Source organism: Brevibacillus sp. HB1.1 (assembly GCF_013332445.1).
In the GTDB taxonomy this organism is placed as follows: Bacteria; Bacillota; Bacilli; order Brevibacillales; family Brevibacillaceae; genus Brevibacillus; species Brevibacillus porteri.
Window position 1 is genome coordinate 868742 of sequence record NZ_JABMIV010000002.1, and the last position, 15647, is coordinate 884388.

A 15647-nucleotide genomic window follows, 5' to 3' on the forward strand; every position below is an offset into this window, starting at 1 on the left:
CTGATTACCTGGACTGCGGTATGGGGTCGACGACCGTGCTTCGTCTCCCCATCCATTCTTCATAGCCAAGACGAAGGAGAAAGTACCAGCACATCGACAGGAAAAAGCCGGTAAGCACATCGCTCAAATAATGAACCCCCAAGTACACACGGCTGAACGCGAGCAATGCCACGAAAATAAAAACCGCAGGCTGCACGAGCGACGACCATCTTTTCTCCGCAAACCACTGGGCAATCCAAAACGCGACCATGCAATAAAAGGCTGGTCCAATCATCGCATGACCACTCGGAAACGAAAAGGACTCCGGCAGCTCAATCAGATTGACGCCACTCGGTCTAGGTCTCTCAAAGAACCGCTTTAAGAGCTCATTCGCTACTTCACTGGCACCGAGGGAAATGAGAACAAACATTGCCTCCACACGATATTTCTTTATGTATAGGACAACGAACATGATCACCGCTACAGGTACAAGGAACATGCCGCCGCCAAGATTGGTTACCAATCGGAAAAAAGCAGTCCCAACATCCGAGCGAATCGACTCTGCAAATGCGATGGCAGCTTGATCCATACCTGCCACTTTCCCTGCTACGTAGAGGGCAAACATGCTTGTGGCAAGTACCGCAAATGTAAGTGCTCCGCTTACATATCCATTTTTTCTAGTTGTCTGATTCATTGTTGATCTCCTCTTTCCATCAAAAAACGCAAGGACTCAGCAAATCGTTGATCGTCTTCACGCGTGCGAGCAGCAGGCCCCTTTGTACGACCTCCCCCTCGCCGATATCTCGCTTTTTCATTTCGTTCTTCCAAATGAAACGTAATCCGTTCTGGGTCAAAAACCATCCCGTGGGGTGTCAGGGCATGAGCTCTCTTTCCTAGAATAAGCGCTGCCAGACCAATATCCTGCGTCACCACGACATCCCCTGAACTCGTTTCGTTCGCCAGCTTCATATCTACGGCTTGTGGGCCGGCATCTACCGTTACATGATTGGCGTTGCCGATTTGATGATTATAACTGGCAAAGGTCAAACAAATCCAGTCGAGCTCCTTGCACAATGCTTGGGCAGTTAAGAGTGCCTGGCGCGGACAAGCATCCGCATCGATAAGAACACGTCCTTTTGACATAGTTGCTCCTTTCGTGTGTATTTCTCTCCCCGTACCGATTCATTTTTGGTATGATGGAAGTGGAGAGGAGTGAGTTCACCTTTGCGCTATCAATTTATCCATGATGAACGGCTAGGTATACGACTTCCCGTGCTGCATCTGGAATGGGAAGATTATTCGAAAGTAGAAAGAGCGGATATGTTGCTGGAATGGGAAGAAATCCGCGCGACCATTCCGGATAAAATACACCGGGTAGAGAAGGTCATTATCGAGAAAACCAAACTAATGTCCGAAGAAGAAAATTTCGTTAGATCTTGCGAATTGAACAGCGAGATCCACGAATTGGCCAGTGTTATTAATGATCTTAATATATGGTTCCGTGTCCAGCAAGACCATGACTCCAAAACCCATCAATAATTCGTTTATAAAAAGCAACAGCTCCTTGGCTTCTTTTTTAGCCTCGGAGCTGTTTTTTCGTAGGAACGCTATGCTTATTTTCGCTTGCGACCAATTTCTAACGCCTTCAGCCCTGCTACATGCGGGGCAGCCATCGAAGTGCCATTCAGCTTTTTAAACTGATTTCCCGGCCACGTAGATAAAATATCAACCCCGGGTGCCTTCATATTTACGCCCTTGCCTCTCGCACTGAACGTTGCCAATTTTCCCGTTTGATCAATCGCACTAACCCCTAAGACACCATCGTACCGCGCAGGATACTCCACTTCTCCCCCTCCGTTGCCTGCAGAAGCTACCAGTACGATTCCTTGCTGATAGGCCCGACCAACTGCTCTCGCCATTGCTTCGCTATATTGGGGCATGCCAAAGCTCATGTTGATAACATCCATCTTATTGGCAATTGACCATTGCAGAGCCTGCAAAATGGTCGACAAAGATGATTGACCCTCATGATCAAAAGCACGGACGTCATACAAATGGGCCTCTGGAGAAACTCCGACAATTCCTCTTTGGTTCATCTCGGCTACGATGATCCCTGCGACATGCGTCCCGTGTCCATTTTGTTTGCCGCGCACTAGCTGGATGCCACCCTTTATTTGGCCCTTCAAATCAAAATGATCGCGGGAGATTCCCGTATCGATGACAGCGACCTTGACGCCTGCTCCTCGCCCCTTTCGCCACAATCTCTGTGCCCCCACATATCGCACTCCCCACGGGATTTCATCCTCTCCTTCCGCATGCACGCTTACGGTAATGTTCTCTTCCACCATCGCTTTATACCTTCGAAAAAGCTCCTCATGCTGCTCAAATATCTTTTGTTTGACACACAAGCAAGAAAGGTCATCATAGCATCGCCATGGAAGTCTCTCGGTTTTGGTCAGAACCTTGGTTTTCAAATCTGACAGAATCTCGGTAAACGGCGTATCCCGATGAAAGCTGACAATTTTCAACCCACTAGCCTCCTGTCATGCATCGTTCTGACTCATCCTATGTCACGGCTCCCTCTGTGGGTTTGGGCCATTGCACAACGTTGACCAAAATAGGCGAATAGCCGCGTGAATCTGTCCAAGCGAACTCCCTTGCTTTTCCATATAACTGCATAGGGCAGGCGTATTCCTTTGAAAGGAGCGAAGCATCATGGCAAAAGCAAAAGGAAAAGTAAGGGCAAAGGTCAAGCAAAAAGCGAAGGGCAGTCCACGTGACTTACTGAAATCCATCAACAAGAAAAGTAAGAAAAAATGGACGATGGGCGATGTACGATCACTGGCCAGAGATTTCTCCATGAAAGACTTGAAGGATGACAAGAAATTAAGCGAACTGATTAAAAAAGTCAGCAAGGCGGTCGGAGTCAAATTATCCGATCAGCAAATGTCCAGCGTAAAAAAACAAGTGCATGATCGCCTCGGATAAGAAATGCCGCCCTTTGGCTTCGCCCCTCTTTGGCGAAGCCTTTTTTTGCAAAACAAAAGAGAGAGCGAAAAATCGCTCTCCCTCCTGGCGAAGCTAATGACCAGTGTTTTCGTTAGTCGCAAGAGCAAGCAACGATAACGAGCAGTACGAACAACACCAGTATTAAAGCAAAGTCGTCAAATCCTCCGTTGAACAGACTCATTCGCTTTCCCTCCTTTGCCAGCAACTAGTCATACTGTATGTGCGAATGCTTAAAGATGATTGGACCATCGCCTATACAAGACTGTTTTTCCTGGTTTTTTACACAGTTACTGGCAAATGGAAAGGAGATTAGCTCGCTTGTCTTTCAATTGGCTCTGGCAGTCCATACTGCTTTTTCATGACTTGACGCCAAAACGGAATCGTACGTTGAATCATCGGTCCCGTTAACAGTGCAATCAGTATCGTGCCGATTGACACAGGTCCACCCAACGCAGCACCTGCAAGCAGTACGGTAACTTCTATGATGAGTCGGACTCGCTGGATACTCCAGCCTAGACGCTCGTTCATCGCCAGCATAAAGCTGTCGCGCGGTCCTGCCCCAAGAGAAGGAGATAAATACATCCCGATCCCGACAGTCAAAACAACAACACCTGCGAGAAACATCAAAAGCCTCGCCCAGATAGATTCCAGCTCAGGAATAAAATCTAACCATAAGATAAGATCGAGAAAAACGCCAAAGCAAATCATATTTAAGAACATTCCAAAATTAGGCTTCATTTTTGCCACGAAATAAGTGGCGAAAATGACAACGACTCCCACGATCTGAGACCACAGGCCAATCGTTAATCCAAATGTTTTTTGCAGGCCGATATGAAAGGTTTCCCAAGGTGCTACGCCGAGGTTTGCTTTAATGGCCAGTACTGTACCGAATGCACCGACGAACAAACCTAGTACAAACATCAAGTAGCGAACTGTGATCGACCTGTTGAACCCTCTGCCAGACACGTCTCTTTCATCTCCTGACGATGTGGTTTACTTCCAGCCTGCAATAACTTCGTAAAAAAGTCCGTCCTTACGGTAATACGCTTCGGATTTGGAGAAGTTCAGGTAGGTCTGTGCCTCTGCAAGCTGCTCTCCCGTCAAAATGACCTGACGTTGCTTGTTCACATCGTCTCGATATTCGACAACGAGGCTGACTTCTTCCGACTGACAGTGTTGAATGAGTTCTTCTGGTGTAGCAAAGGTAATCCGCTTCATGCTCCCCCACCTCCTCCATCGTGATCATTCATTATAGCAGGGATTATGGCTTTCTCCCATCGTTTCTCTCTCGTTTTACAGATATGCTGCCAAGATCATCAGCCAATTGGGTCGCCGAAAAAATTTGCTGCGCTTCTGCCAACAGATCCTCCATCGAAAAATCCCCGTCTTCATCTTCATAACGTGGGCTAAAGTGAGTCAGACACAGTTCTTTCACGCCCGCGTCTTTGGCAATTTGAGCTGCCTCACGTGCTGTGGAATGCCCGCTTCTGGTTGCCAGCTCCTTGTCGTGATGGGCGTAGGTCGCTTCGTGGACGAGCAAATCCGCCCCTTTTGCCAGTTCCACAACCGCTTGGCTCGGCTCCGTATCTCCACTGAAGACGATTTTGCGTCCTGGCTGCGGCTCTCCAACGAAGTCCTTTCCGTCCAGAACACGACCATCCTCGAGTGTGACCTGTTCTCCTCTTTTCAAGGCTCCAAATAACGGCCCTGACGGCACCCCGGCCTGCTTTGCCAGCTCTACTTGAAACGCTCCTGTCTTTTCCTTTTCCATCACAGCATAAGCAAACGAAGGCACGCGATGTTTCGCCATTCGACAGCTCACCACGATTTCTTCGTCCTCGTAGATTACGCCCTCACTGACGATTTTTATTTCCAAGGGATATTGCAAATGAACCGGACTTGCCTCCATGATCGCTCGAAAATATCGGTCGAGCCCTGGTGGTCCGTACAGCTCTAACGGAGTCGGTTCGGTATTGCGCAAAGACCGGCTCGCAAGCAATCCGATCAGTCCGTACAGATGATCCCCATGTAGATGGGTGATAAAGATTTTATCCAACTGACTAATTTTCATCGGTGCTCGCAGTAGCTGGTGCTGAGTCCCCTCTCCGCAGTCAAACAACCACCACTTGCCTGCCTGTAAAAATCGCAAGCCGATCCCACTCACGTTTCTTCGCGTAGTAGGTGCACCTGATCCGGTGCCTAAAAATGTAACGATCACGCTATGTCCATCTCCTTTGTGGCCTTCCCTCATCATGTGCCTGTCTCTATCTCTAGGCATTCACCCTTTTTTGTCTGGGCGCATAGCCTACAACATACAAAGCCTAGCAAGGAGGGACTCCTAATCATGAAACGCTTTTTGGCGCTGGGGCTGGCCGCTTTTCTCGCTATGACGGCCGTCTTGACTGGCTGCTCCAGCACTCCCGAAAAAATAAGAATTGGTGAAGTGACTCGTTCTTTGTTTTACGCCCCGCAATATGTCGCACTTGAAAAAGGATTTTTCAAGGAAGAAGGTCTGGAAGTAGAGCTCTCAACCATACCTGGCGGAGATAAAGTGATGGCAGCTCTGTTATCTGGCGGCATCGAAGTCGCGCTCGTCGGCTCCGAGACCAGCATCTACGTCTCTCAGCAAGGAGCTGCTGATCCAGTTGTCAACTTTGCACAGCTCACGCAGACGGACGGTACCTTCCTTGTTTCCCGCGACAAAATGGATGACTTTACTTTCGACAGGCTAAAGGGCAGTGTCTTCTTGGGCCAACGTAAAGGCGGCATGCCGCAAATGGTCGGCGAGTATGTACTCAAAAAGCACAATATCAATCCGCAAGGCGACCTGGAACTCATTCAGAATATCGAATTCAAAAATATTGCGTCTTCCTTCGCATCGGGTACCGGAGCGTATGTACAGCTCTTTGAACCGGAAGCTTCCCGCTTTGAACAGGAAGGAATCGGCCATGTCGTCGCCTCTTTTGGCAAAGAGAGCGGAACCGTTCCTTATACCGTCTTCATGACAAAACAAAGCTATATCGACAGCAACGCAGCAGCTATTCAAAAGTTTACCAATGCGGTCTACAAAGGGCAACAGTGGGTTGCCAGCCACAGCGCAAAAGAAACGGCTGATGTGATTGGCAAGTACTTCGAGCAAATCGATCCAAAGATTCTGGAAATCGCTGTACAGCGTTACTTGGAGCAGGGCTCCTATGCTACCGATCCCATCCTAGACGAAAAGGAATGGAACCAGCTACAAGATATTATGGATTCCGCTGGTGAGTTAAAACAACGTGCTGATTACACCAAGCTGGTAAACACCACATTTGCTACCCAATCCAAGGAAGGGAAATAGGCCGTCATGAAGCAGATTTCTTCTACGCCGGCAAAAATAGAACTCGGCCACGTGACCCATCTTTATTTATCCACGACCAGGGCGTTCATGGCGGTCCAAGACATTAACCTGCGCGTGGAGGAAGGCGATTTCATTTGTCTGGTTGGTCCCAGCGGTTGTGGAAAGACGACGTTGCTCTCCCTTATTGCAGGGCTTGAGAAGCCGACAGCAGGTAAGGTGTGGATCGACGGAAGAGAAGTCAGCGGAACGTCTAGGCAAGTTGGCTACATGCTTCAGCAAGATTATTTGTTCAATTGGCGCTCCATCGAAGATAACGTGTTTCTCGGACTCGATATCCAAGGCATCCGCTCCAAGGAAACAGAAGAGTACGCCCTGCATCTGCTGGATGAAATGGAACTGTCTGATGTGCGCAAATCCTCTCCCCTACAGCTGTCAGGCGGCATGCGACAACGGGTTGCACTCGTCCGCACACTCGCCTGTCAACCTGATGTGCTGTTGCTTGACGAACCATTTTCTGCATTAGACTACCAAACCAAACTCAAGCTCGAAGACTTGATCTTTTCAACACTACGCCGGCATAAAAAAACGGCAGTCCTTGTGACACATGATCTCTCGGAATCGATCGCGATGGGCGATCGCGTTTATATCTTTTCACGCAACCCGGGACGCATCAACAGCGAGATTGTCGTACCCAACCCGATCCGGGATGCTCTGCCGTTCGACGCCAGAAATCATGATGGATTCCAAGACTTGTTCCATCGCGTGTGGAAAGAGATGGAGGTGGTGTCTGATGCAGCCAAAGGAAATTGAATCTGTCCATCGTCGCTACTTGCAGCTTGAAAAGCGTATAAGCTTTTCCGTCTTTTCTACACAACTGTTCCTCTTTCTCGTTTTTCTCGGCTTATGGGAGCTCTTGGCTCGAACAAACACCATTAATGCACTCATCTTCAGCTATCCCTCCAAGATTTGGGCTCAATTTTGGCTACAGCTGCAAGATGGCAGTCTTCTCCCGCATGTCGGCTTGACCGTATGGGAAACGATTATCGGCTTTCTCTTAGGCACGATTCTGGGAACCGTCATGGCAACGATTATATGGTGGTCCCCTTTTCTCTCCCGCGTACTAGAGCCTTATCTGGTTATTGCCAACAGTATGCCAAAGGTAGCCCTCGGTCCGGTTTTCATCGTTGGCTTTGGTCCAGGTTTGCTCTCCGTCATAGCCATGGGGTGCGCGATCTCGGTCATCATCACCACGATCAACGTCTACACCAGCTTCAAAGAAGTCAATCAAAATTACGTCAAAGTCGTGCAAACACTTGGAGGGAGCAAACGGCAAATCTTCACGCTCGTCATTTTGCCAGCTACCATCCCAACCCTTCTCGCAACGCTGAAAGTGAATGTCGGACTTTCGTGGGTGGGCGTCATCGTCGGAGAGTTTCTCGTATCCCAGCAAGGCTTGGGGTATTTGATCATATACGGCTTCCAAGTATTTAATTTCACCCTGGTCATGATGAGCTTAGCCATTATCGCGGTCATCGCTACCGTGATGTATCAAGGCGTAGCCTATATAGAGCGGCGGCTCACCAGCCAGTTCAAATAGATGGCTTCTAAAAAACGGTGCCAACCATCTACCGGGGATGATTACACCGTTTTTTCATGGATCAATAGGTTCTTACGAGGTTAAGGGGCCACGATCTCGACCTTAATTCTATCTGGGTCCTCAAAAAACAAAGCATAATGTCCCTCGCCTCCAGCATGCGGATGCCGATCCTGATAGAGCAAAGAGATACCGCGACGAGCAGCTTCCTCCCGCAGCTTTTCCACATGTTCTCGATCCCGTGCGTAAAATGCCAGATGATTCAAACCGACTCGACACCGATGATACGAGGTATCGAGGAATCGCTCTTCGGCCTGAACGAATACCAGATAGGTACCATTCTGTTTCCAGCTTACCCCACTGGCCCATTCTTGATATCGCACATAGCCCAGCTCATCCTCCAGCAACCATCCCCAAAAATCTTTGGAGCGTGCCAAATTGGAGACGTACACTTCAACATGATGCAGCATCCCACAGTCCCCCTTTTACAGAAAAACGCCCGACAGCGAAATGCCGGGCGCTCTAGCTATCGATTTACTTCCAAAACTTCCACTTGCTCTTCTTCGCTGTCGGATCGTCCATGTGGCTCTCGACGACCTTCTGTTGGGCGGCTGCTTCCACTTCGAGCGCTCCAGGTACTCGATTCAGGAAGTGATCGACCATAGGCTTGTAGTTATCTGGCAAATGCTCTTGCATGCTACGCAGAATGCCGATTGCCTTTTCCATTTGATCGGTTGCCAACAGAGCGTTGGCATAGTTGAAGCCAGCATACGGATACGGGAAATGCGGCGTCCAGAACTTTTCACAAATCTGAATCAACTGATAGACATAACCCGCTTGTCCCAATTCACCTGTCACAGTCATGACGACCTCAAAGCGGTCTTTCGCTCCTTCAATCGCTACCGTGTACCATTTCATCGCATTCAGGAGGTCCTCCTCCGTCAAAGCCAGACGAGCCAGCTGCAGCTGTGGTCTCCAAGCGCCTTCTTTACTTGCCAACGCCTCTAGCTGCCCTTTCAGTTCATCCTTTTTCCCTCTTTGCACGAAGCTCTCGACAAACATATTCAAGCCATTTTCTTGATTCGGATCTTTGTGCAGACCAGTATGTAGGGTCTCGAATGCTTTTGGCTCATCTCCCTCAAACGCGAAAATCTTTGCCAAATTGGTGCAAGCCGTACCCGATGACGGGAATCGTTCCAGACAATCTGTCAGGATTTTTTTAGCGCTTTCAAATTCTCTCGCCTGCATATGAACGACTGCACGGAAAATGAGAGCAGACTCGATTGGACCGTATAATTCGAGAAGCCTGTCAGCAGCGACAGCGGCTTGCTCATGAAATTGACCCTTCACCAACTCCATCGCAAAATCGCGAAGCTTATCTTTTTCATCCCAGTACTTATCCAGATTTTGCGGAATGATTGTTTTCTGGTAGTCCTCTCGGGACATATCGATGGTTTGACCAAACTCATTGGTAAACGTCACAAATTCAGACATGAAACAGCCTCGCTTTCATTTCCTCACAAAAGTTTCAAATTCTCCACACAAGGAAAACCGCCAATTAGATCCATGCTTTGATATTTACTTTACGGATAAATTCCTCCATTGATTCCTTCGCGGGTTCGTCATTTGCCTCTTCTGCATCTTCCATGCCCATCAGTTGTCGAAACAGTGCTTCGTTCCTTGTCGCCAATGCAAAATCAAGTAAAGCCTCATGCGAGATGCGATTGGCTTCTTCCTCCAGCAATTGCTCCTCCAAGGCGATATCCTCTTCTACAACAGCGATATGCTTATCAATTTTCGGTATGCGTAAAACCCAGGAAAATGCGCTGTCCGGATTGCGGTCACGAGCAATCAGGTAACCGTATTCACCCAAAGGCAAACCTTGCTCGAAGGAGTCGGCAACAATGACGACGCGTTGTCCAAGCTTGAACATGAGCGTCAACTCCCAATAAAGATTAATTCTAATCATACTAAATTGTATGTGTTCTTGGGAAGAGCAAACCCAAGGATAGGCAAACGCACAAAAAGTTTGTTGCCCGAACCAAAATAAGGTACAATTTTTACTAGTGAATGGATATTGGTAATGAGGTGTACAAGGTATGGGTGAAATGTCTACAGGGTTTTCCCTGTTTATTGTTGGCTGGACCATTGTTCTCGTAAGTCTTATGGCGATTGGCGGGTATTTCATGTTCCGCAAATTTCTCAAGTCCATGCCCAAGCAAGACGGAAAATCTGACTTGGATTGGCAAGATCATTACATTGATCAGACACGTGCACTCTGGACAGATGAGGGTCTGACCTTGCTCAATGAATTGGTTGATCCTGTGCCACAGTTGTTTCGTGATGTTGCGAGACGTTCCATTGCAGCGAGAATCGGACAGATCGCGCTGGAAGAGAAAGCAACCACCATTACAACAGATTTGATCGTAAAGGGGTACATCGTAGCAACCCCCAAGCGTGACCACAAATGGCTCATTGCTCACCTGAAATCCAAAGAAATCGACTACACTCCCTATGAGAAATATTTGAATGCCGAGGGATAATTGAAACTTCCTGTGGCGTGATCCGTAAAAAAGGGTAATACCTTTTTGGCAAGGAGACGATGTGGATGTCAGTCCTACTCACGATTTTGGGGATCGGTTTCGTTATCTTGATCGTTGCGATTGTCATAGTGGCGGTCCTCTTTAAGAAAGGCGCCCGGTTCTTGTGGAAAATGACCGGACGTGGCTATCACAAGTACAGCAGCAGTGATTACCGATATCGCCCTTTTTGGAAGATGGGGCATCGAACATACGGTCATCGTCACTATCGTCGCAAATATTCTAGCCATAGTGGATTTTTTAGCAGCTAATGCCATGGAAATAAGAAGGCACTCAAATTCGTTTGAGTGTCTTTTTTTGTGTGTAAAATGTTGAACGTAGTTTTTTAAAACAACTGTTCTAAAGTTCCCAAAACAAGCAACAAACCTCCAAAACCACAAGACTCGTGGCGCTGGAGGTTTGCATTATTTAAGCATCGCTGCTTCTTTTGTTTACGTTTTGCGGCCCTCCGGATACCCCACCCGATACCAGGAATGCCATGATTTCTGAGCTCTCCGTATCAAGCAGTTGTACCTGATCGCTCGGGAACAACAGGAGATTTCCTGCAAAATTGTACGACTGTGGCAAATAGACCGCTACGTGGTCTGTGAGACCGAAAGAATCGAGGCTTTCCTTTGTAATAAACCCAATTGCCTTTGCATTTCCATCCTTAGATAGCGTCACGAGCACCGGCTTGTCGAAGCTCTTCTTCTCCCCTACAAACGCTCCGATCAAATCCTTGATGGATGTATAAATGAGTTTGATAAACGGCACTTTCTCGAAAACAGTGGACACGAGCGAAAGCACTCCGCGTGTCAGCACATTGGATGCAAGGAAGCCTACAATCGTGATGCCGAGTATGGTTAAGAGGAAGCCCAGTCCTGGAATTTGGAGGTTAAACCAGTTGTGGACCAGCTTATAGAACCAGCTATCCACTGTCGTGAAAATCCAGTACAAAATATAAATCGTCACTGCCAAAGGAATGACAAACAATAACCCCTCTAAAAAATAGCGAATGAAACGCTTCATCTCTCTTCTCCTCTCCCCTAACCACCTACCGTAATTATTGTACCTGATTGGGGTGCCATCTGCTATGATGAAGAAAAAAAAGAGAAAGTAGGGAGATTCATGCAAGCACTTGTCACACCTCAATGGCTCAAGGATCATCTGAACGATGAAAATATGGTGATCGTCGATTGTCGTTTTGCTTTAAGTGCTTCTGAAGCAGGTGCAGAGGAATACGGGAAAGATCATATCCCGCAAGCCCTCTACTTTCATCTGAACCGTGACCTTTCTGGTTCCAAAAGCGAGCATGGTGGACGTCATCCTCTACCAGATCCAGATCTGTTAGCTGCCCATTTTTCAAATGCGGGAATTGATGCCAACACGACTGTCATCGCCTATGATGATCAGGAAATGGCGATGGCAGGACGTCTATGGTGGCTGCTGCGATACCTTGGTCACGATCGGGTAGCTGTACTCGACGGCGGATACGCTGCTTGGAAAAAGGCTGGTTATGAGGTAACAGCAGAAGTACCTACTGTACAAGCTCGAGAGTTCGTCCCCCATGTCCGTCACGACATGCTGGTTGACATGGAAGGTGTCAAAAAACGCAGCGAACATACTGTATTACTCGATTCTCGTGCGCCAGAACGCTACCGCGGTGAGAATGAACCGATCGACGCAAAAGCAGGTCACATACCCGGGGCGCACAATTTCTTTTACAAGGACAACCTCGCTGCTGATCAGACGATGCTTCCGGCAGACGAGCTGCAAAAGCGTCTCGCTCCTTACGCTGACAAAGAATTGATCGTCTATTGCGGCTCAGGCGTGACAGCTTGCTCCAATCTGCTTGCTTTCCATGCTGCTGGTCGAACAGATGTGAAATTGTATTTGGGCAGCTGGAGTGATTGGAGCTCGTACGAGGAAAATCCGGTTGCTACCGGTGAAGAGTAATTCCAAAAATGGAATGGCGGCGATCGCTTCCCTACGATACTGGGGAGCGGTCGCCTTATTTTTTCTGCCTCTATCATTTTCGCTATCATTCATAGATAATAATTATCATTATCATCAAAATGCATACTTGCCTGAAAAGGTGGATGGTTTCATGAAACATAACGAAGCATACAAGCCTAGTCGTCAAATGTCACTAGACGAGGTCCGCGCCTATATAATCTGTAACTTCGATCGTCCGTTAAACGTAACTACGTTGGCAGCGATGGCGAACTTAAGTTCGAGCTATTTTGGTGATTCGTTCAAGAAGGCTTACGGGCAAAGTGTCATGGACTATGTAACGAGTCTGCGTATCAATCACGCCAAGCGATTGTTACGCGAGACGGATATGAAGCTGCGGGAGATTGCGAAAACAATCGGGTATAGCGATGAGTTTTACTTTAGTCGGAAGTTCAAGAAGGAAGTGGGTGTATCCCCCTCCTCGTATGAAAGAGTTTCCGAGCGCAAAGTTGCCGTCTACACCCCTTCCCTACTGGGACATCTAATGGTACTTGGGATTATACCAGTCGCTGCTCCTTTGGATGCGAAGTGGACCCCCTATTACTATCAGCAGTATCAGCAACGGATTGCGGTTCATCTAAAAGCGGTCGAAACACCATGGAACGATGACGATCAGGAAATGATGCTTCTGGCTGCCAAGCCTGATATTGTCATCAGCCACATAGAACTTCCCGAAACTACTAGGCAACGCTTGTCTGCACATGGCATAGTCGTCTTGACCCTCCAATCTTCTGGCTGGAGAGAACGATTACGTGAAGTTGCCAGTTACACGGGCAAAGAAGCAGCTTGTGACTCCTGGATTGCTTTTTATGAAGCGAAGGCTGCTGCCGTTCGCGCAGACCTGCAGCCCGTGCTCAAACAAGATAAATTTGCGATCATTCGACTATATCGGGATGGCATCCATCTCTACAACAACAAGGGGATGAAGGAGCTTCTGTGCGATGATTTGCAGCTTTCTCTTGTGGAAGAAGAAACGGAACCTTGCAATCGGCCAATTACGCTTGAGCAGCTAGTGAGCTTAGACCCGGAGCGAATCCTGTTGTTCGTTTGTCTGGATGAGTCGACACGTATAAACTGGCTGACGCTACAGCATCATTCGCTTTGGAGAGGACTTCGCGCTGTTCAAGATGGGTATCTCTATTCCTTGCCTTCTAATCCGTGGTACGAGTATTCACCCGTTGCCATGAATCGGATGCTGGATGAAATGCTACTGATGGTAACGGGGAAAAGTCCAAATGCGATTCAAGGTGTTGTCCATGGAGCCCCTTTCTTGTGTGAATTATAATGTTTTTCAGTGAGAAACATTATCAACGAGAGGGGATTCCACTTGTATGACAAAGAAAACTAGCCTTGCCCTGATGCTGACCACGACGATGCTCGTTGCTGGACTTACGGCAGGCTGCGGGAGCAATGCAAGCAGTGAGGCAGTGACGCAGAAGGTCGATTCGTCCGCGACTGGGAGCGTCGAAGGATCGGCAAAGAGCTCATCTGATCAGCCTGCCTACCCGCGGGTACTAAAAGATGAAATGGGTAACGAGGTGACATTGCCTGCCGCACCTGCCAAAATATTCGCTCCCAATCTGGAAGATACATTGGTCGCATTAGGCGTTGCTCCGGTCGTGCAGTGGTCAACGGGCTCAAGACCAAAAATGTATTTGCAAGATAAGCTAAAAGATGTGCCGTCCATTACCTTCGCAGGTGGATTGCCTCCAGAGCCGGAAGCTGTTATGGCCCATGAGCCAGATCTCATCCTCTTGCACAATGCCAACCATATCGAAAGCGGCGTGTACGATAAATATAAGATGATTGCTCCGACATATGTGTTCAAACAGGCAAATTCTGATCTTGAATCTTCCGTACGCGTGGTTGGCGATCTGTTGGGCAAGTCGACGGAAGCTGAAAAAGCTTTGCAGACATATAAGGAGCATGTCGAGTCAGCCAAAAAGGAGTTGGCCCCTCATACCCAAGGCAAAAAAGCCGCAATCATTCGCTTCAATGGCAGAGGGATGTTCTTCATCAAATACGATTTCTTCAGTGGATACGTACTTACCAAAGAACTGGGCTTTTTGCCAAGCCAGGTCGTATCCAGCGGTGACATTAATTTATCACTAGAGAGCTTACCTGATTTGGATGCGGACTATATTTTCCTCATCAATGACGCTGGTACGGGGGATGCGTTTGAGAAAGACTTGACAGAGAGTGCTGTTTGGAAAAGCATGGAGGCTGTGAAGAACGGTCGTACGTTTAAAGTTGAGGGAGATCACTGGTTAAGTGGTGGTCTGATCGCACATATGAAAGTCATTGACGATGTGAAAGGATTGATTGCAAAATGAGAATCATAGAGAAAAACGGCTACTCCCCTAGTAATTGTGTAGAGTGGACACTGCAATCAAGCCAAGGTCGTGACTATCGGATTATGATTGCGATTCCGGAAGCAGAGGCCCCTCCTGAAGGGTATGCGGTTATTTATGCCGTGGATGGCGATGCGATGTTCGGAACGATTGCCGAGACAGTGAAGGTTCAAACCCGTAAGCCCAAGGGCTTCAACCCAGCCATTGTTGTAGGAATCGGCTATCCATCACGTCTGCCATTTGACATGGACCGCCGTTGTTATGATCTGACCATGCCTGTGGACGCAGCTACGCTTCCTGACCGACCAAATGGGCAGCCTTGGCCAGAGTATGGCGGAGTTGATTTGTTCCTCGAATTCCTTGAACAGCAGCTGATGCCAGCTATTTCTTCCGAGTGGCAAATAAATCCGAACAAACAGGCGATTTTCGGTCACTCCTTAGGCGGCCATTTCACACTGTATACGATGTTCTCGCGCCCGAAACTATTCTCTCACGTCGTATCAGGCAGTCCTTCCGTCTGGTGGGGCAATGACGAGGTATTGAGGGAGCAAGAGCGCTTCATCGCCCAATGGAAAGGGGAACACGAAGTAAAGCTTCTTGTCATTGTTGGCGGTGATGAACTCTCCTTCATGGTCGAGGGTGCACAACGGGTCGTCGAGCGCATAGAACCACTCGCTACCAAAGGTATTCAAGTGAGCTACATCAAATTCGAAGATGAGGGCCACGTAAGCGTGCTGCCTTCCGCGATCAATAGACTGGTGCGGTTTGTGCTTACGGATTAACTC

Annotated in this window: 22 protein-coding genes; 11 read left to right on the top strand and 11 right to left on the bottom strand. The window is 48.2% G+C overall.

Going from position 1 to position 15647, the window contains the following annotated elements; translation table 11 throughout:
• Nucleotides 1-4 precede the first annotated feature (4 nt).
• On the bottom strand, nt 5-673 hold the full coding sequence (locus HPY27_RS09055; protein WP_174224812.1) for a phosphatase PAP2 family protein: 669 nt from the start codon (nt 671-673) through the stop codon (nt 5-7).
• Nucleotides 670-1122, bottom strand: a complete 453-nt coding sequence (locus tag HPY27_RS09060) for a YaiI/YqxD family protein (RefSeq protein ID WP_017247915.1) — start codon at nt 1120-1122, stop codon at nt 670-672. Before HPY27_RS09060 ends, HPY27_RS09055 begins: the two co-directional genes overlap by 4 nt.
• Nucleotides 1123-1191: 69 nt before the next feature.
• Here HPY27_RS09060 and HPY27_RS09065 point away from each other — a divergent pair, with 69 nt between their 5' ends.
• Entirely contained in the window at nt 1192-1518 is a 327-nt protein-coding gene (locus HPY27_RS09065) for a hypothetical protein (protein WP_017247914.1), read from the top strand.
• Between the two features lie 74 nt (nt 1519-1592).
• Here HPY27_RS09065 and HPY27_RS09070 read toward each other — a convergent pair whose 3' ends face one another.
• The gene (locus HPY27_RS09070) at nt 1593-2507 is read right to left on the bottom strand and encodes a S8 family peptidase (RefSeq protein ID WP_017247913.1); all 915 of its coding nucleotides are present in this window, start codon (nt 2505-2507) and stop codon (nt 1593-1595) included.
• A gap of 187 nt (nt 2508-2694) precedes the next feature.
• On the opposite strand from HPY27_RS09070, the gene HPY27_RS09075 reads away from it, so the two are divergent.
• On the top strand, nt 2695-2967 hold the full coding sequence (locus tag HPY27_RS09075; protein WP_017247912.1) for a stage VI sporulation protein F: 273 nt from the start codon (nt 2695-2697) through the stop codon (nt 2965-2967).
• A gap of 112 nt (nt 2968-3079) precedes the next feature.
• Here HPY27_RS09075 and HPY27_RS09080 read toward each other — a convergent pair whose 3' ends face one another.
• The 4 genes from HPY27_RS09080 to rnz all read right to left on the bottom strand — a co-directional run bounded on the left by HPY27_RS09080 (nt 3080) and on the right by rnz (nt 5206).
• Nucleotides 3080-3169: a YjcZ family sporulation protein gene (locus tag HPY27_RS09080; protein ID WP_100169674.1), complete on the bottom strand. Its 90-nt coding sequence runs from the start codon at nt 3167-3169 to the stop codon at nt 3080-3082.
• A 128-nt stretch (nt 3170-3297) separates the two neighbouring features.
• Nucleotides 3298-3954 carry a YczE/YyaS/YitT family protein gene (locus tag HPY27_RS09085; RefSeq protein WP_017247911.1) on the bottom strand — a complete coding sequence of 219 codons (657 nt, stop codon included), beginning with the start codon at nt 3952-3954 and terminating at the stop codon, nt 3298-3300.
• Nucleotides 3955-3981: 27 nt separating this feature from the next.
• Nucleotides 3982-4206 (bottom strand): hypothetical protein, encoded by a 225-nt coding sequence (locus HPY27_RS09090; protein WP_017247910.1) that lies wholly within the window; start codon nt 4204-4206, stop codon nt 3982-3984.
• 43 nt (nt 4207-4249) lie between these two features.
• Complete coding sequence (gene rnz / locus HPY27_RS09095; protein WP_017247909.1) at nt 4250-5206, bottom strand: ribonuclease Z; 957 nt, start codon at nt 5204-5206, stop codon at nt 4250-4252.
• A gap of 126 nt (nt 5207-5332) precedes the next feature.
• Between rnz and HPY27_RS09100 the strand changes: the two genes are divergently transcribed.
• From HPY27_RS09100 to HPY27_RS09110, 3 genes are read left to right on the top strand one after another with little or no spacing between them, the layout of a single operon-like run.
• Nucleotides 5333-6325, top strand: coding sequence for an ABC transporter substrate-binding protein (locus tag HPY27_RS09100; protein WP_174224813.1), 993 nt, complete (start codon nt 5333-5335; stop codon nt 6323-6325).
• A gap of 6 nt (nt 6326-6331) precedes the next feature.
• The gene (locus tag HPY27_RS09105) at nt 6332-7135 is read left to right on the top strand and encodes an ABC transporter ATP-binding protein (RefSeq protein ID WP_017247907.1); all 804 of its coding nucleotides are present in this window, start codon (nt 6332-6334) and stop codon (nt 7133-7135) included.
• Nucleotides 7116-7922, top strand: coding sequence for an ABC transporter permease (locus HPY27_RS09110; RefSeq protein ID WP_174224814.1), 807 nt, complete (start codon nt 7116-7118; stop codon nt 7920-7922). The genes HPY27_RS09105 and HPY27_RS09110 overlap by 20 nt, the downstream gene beginning before the upstream one ends.
• 80 nt (nt 7923-8002) lie before the next feature.
• On the opposite strand, the gene HPY27_RS09115 is transcribed toward HPY27_RS09110, so the two are convergent.
• From HPY27_RS09115 to HPY27_RS09125, 3 genes are all read right to left on the bottom strand, one after another.
• Nucleotides 8003-8389 (bottom strand): VOC family protein, encoded by a 387-nt coding sequence (locus HPY27_RS09115; protein ID WP_174224815.1) that lies wholly within the window; start codon nt 8387-8389, stop codon nt 8003-8005.
• Between the two features lie 64 nt (nt 8390-8453).
• On the bottom strand, nt 8454-9413 hold the full coding sequence (locus HPY27_RS09120; protein WP_017247904.1) for a tetratricopeptide repeat protein: 960 nt from the start codon (nt 9411-9413) through the stop codon (nt 8454-8456).
• A 64-nt stretch (nt 9414-9477) separates the two neighbouring features.
• Entirely contained in the window at nt 9478-9852 is a 375-nt protein-coding gene (locus HPY27_RS09125; RefSeq protein ID WP_012685928.1) for a hypothetical protein, read from the bottom strand.
• A 166-nt stretch (nt 9853-10018) separates the two neighbouring features.
• Here HPY27_RS09125 and HPY27_RS09130 point away from each other — a divergent pair, with 166 nt between their 5' ends.
• Both HPY27_RS09130 and HPY27_RS09135 read left to right on the top strand, forming a co-directional pair.
• Nucleotides 10019-10462 carry a DUF2621 domain-containing protein gene (locus HPY27_RS09130; protein WP_017247903.1) on the top strand — a complete coding sequence of 148 codons (444 nt, stop codon included), beginning with the start codon at nt 10019-10021 and terminating at the stop codon, nt 10460-10462.
• 65 nt (nt 10463-10527) lie between these two features.
• Nucleotides 10528-10770: a hypothetical protein gene (locus HPY27_RS09135; protein WP_007724492.1), complete on the top strand. Its 243-nt coding sequence runs from the start codon at nt 10528-10530 to the stop codon at nt 10768-10770.
• A 157-nt stretch (nt 10771-10927) separates the two neighbouring features.
• On the opposite strand, the gene HPY27_RS09140 is transcribed toward HPY27_RS09135, so the two are convergent.
• Nucleotides 10928-11527: a DUF502 domain-containing protein gene (locus HPY27_RS09140; protein ID WP_017247902.1), complete on the bottom strand. Its 600-nt coding sequence runs from the start codon at nt 11525-11527 to the stop codon at nt 10928-10930.
• A 99-nt stretch (nt 11528-11626) separates the two neighbouring features.
• Here HPY27_RS09140 and HPY27_RS09145 point away from each other — a divergent pair, with 99 nt between their 5' ends.
• The 4 genes from HPY27_RS09145 (at nt 11627) to HPY27_RS09160 (ending at nt 15644) form a co-directional block, all read left to right on the top strand.
• Entirely contained in the window at nt 11627-12454 is an 828-nt protein-coding gene (locus HPY27_RS09145) for a sulfurtransferase (protein WP_174224816.1), read from the top strand.
• A gap of 151 nt (nt 12455-12605) precedes the next feature.
• Nucleotides 12606-13796 (top strand): helix-turn-helix domain-containing protein, encoded by a 1191-nt coding sequence (locus tag HPY27_RS09150; protein ID WP_173624314.1) that lies wholly within the window; start codon nt 12606-12608, stop codon nt 13794-13796.
• Between the two features lie 46 nt (nt 13797-13842).
• A complete protein-coding gene (locus HPY27_RS09155) occupies nt 13843-14844 on the top strand; it encodes an ABC transporter substrate-binding protein (RefSeq protein ID WP_174224817.1) in 1002 nt (333 codons plus the stop codon).
• Complete coding sequence (locus HPY27_RS09160) at nt 14841-15644, top strand: alpha/beta hydrolase (protein ID WP_174224818.1); 804 nt, start codon at nt 14841-14843, stop codon at nt 15642-15644. Before HPY27_RS09155 ends, HPY27_RS09160 begins: the two co-directional genes overlap by 4 nt.
• Nucleotides 15645-15647: the final 3 nt, after the last annotated feature.

Excerpts from the sequence above, each read along its gene's own strand:
- HPY27_RS09055 (WP_174224812.1), bottom strand. The coding sequence starts at position 673 with ATGAATCAGACAACTAGAAAAAATGGATATGTAAGCGGAGCACTTACA.
- HPY27_RS09060 (WP_017247915.1), bottom strand. The coding sequence starts at position 1,122 with ATGTCAAAAGGACGTGTTCTTATCGATGCGGATGCTTGTCCGCGCCAG.
- HPY27_RS09075 (WP_017247912.1), top strand. The coding sequence starts at position 2,695 with ATGGCAAAAGCAAAAGGAAAAGTAAGGGCAAAGGTCAAGCAAAAAGCG.
- HPY27_RS09080 (WP_100169674.1), bottom strand. The coding sequence starts at position 3,169 with ATGAGTCTGTTCAACGGAGGATTTGACGACTTTGCTTTAATACTGGTG.
- HPY27_RS09090 (WP_017247910.1), bottom strand. The coding sequence starts at position 4,206 with ATGAAGCGGATTACCTTTGCTACACCAGAAGAACTCATTCAACACTGT.
- HPY27_RS09100 (WP_174224813.1), top strand. The coding sequence starts at position 5,333 with ATGAAACGCTTTTTGGCGCTGGGGCTGGCCGCTTTTCTCGCTATGACG.
- HPY27_RS09105 (WP_017247907.1), top strand. The coding sequence starts at position 6,332 with ATGAAGCAGATTTCTTCTACGCCGGCAAAAATAGAACTCGGCCACGTG.
- HPY27_RS09110 (WP_174224814.1), top strand. The coding sequence starts at position 7,116 with ATGCAGCCAAAGGAAATTGAATCTGTCCATCGTCGCTACTTGCAGCTT.
- HPY27_RS09115 (WP_174224815.1), bottom strand. The coding sequence starts at position 8,389 with ATGCTGCATCATGTTGAAGTGTACGTCTCCAATTTGGCACGCTCCAAA.
- HPY27_RS09120 (WP_017247904.1), bottom strand. The coding sequence starts at position 9,413 with ATGTCTGAATTTGTGACGTTTACCAATGAGTTTGGTCAAACCATCGAT.
- HPY27_RS09125 (WP_012685928.1), bottom strand. The coding sequence starts at position 9,852 with ATGTTCAAGCTTGGACAACGCGTCGTCATTGTTGCCGACTCCTTCGAG.
- HPY27_RS09130 (WP_017247903.1), top strand. The coding sequence starts at position 10,019 with ATGGGTGAAATGTCTACAGGGTTTTCCCTGTTTATTGTTGGCTGGACC.
- HPY27_RS09135 (WP_007724492.1), top strand. The coding sequence starts at position 10,528 with ATGTCAGTCCTACTCACGATTTTGGGGATCGGTTTCGTTATCTTGATC.
- HPY27_RS09140 (WP_017247902.1), bottom strand. The coding sequence starts at position 11,527 with ATGAAGCGTTTCATTCGCTATTTTTTAGAGGGGTTATTGTTTGTCATT.
- HPY27_RS09145 (WP_174224816.1), top strand. The coding sequence starts at position 11,627 with ATGCAAGCACTTGTCACACCTCAATGGCTCAAGGATCATCTGAACGAT.
- HPY27_RS09150 (WP_173624314.1), top strand. The coding sequence starts at position 12,606 with ATGAAACATAACGAAGCATACAAGCCTAGTCGTCAAATGTCACTAGAC.
- HPY27_RS09155 (WP_174224817.1), top strand. The coding sequence starts at position 13,843 with ATGACAAAGAAAACTAGCCTTGCCCTGATGCTGACCACGACGATGCTC.
- HPY27_RS09160 (WP_174224818.1), top strand. The coding sequence starts at position 14,841 with ATGAGAATCATAGAGAAAAACGGCTACTCCCCTAGTAATTGTGTAGAG.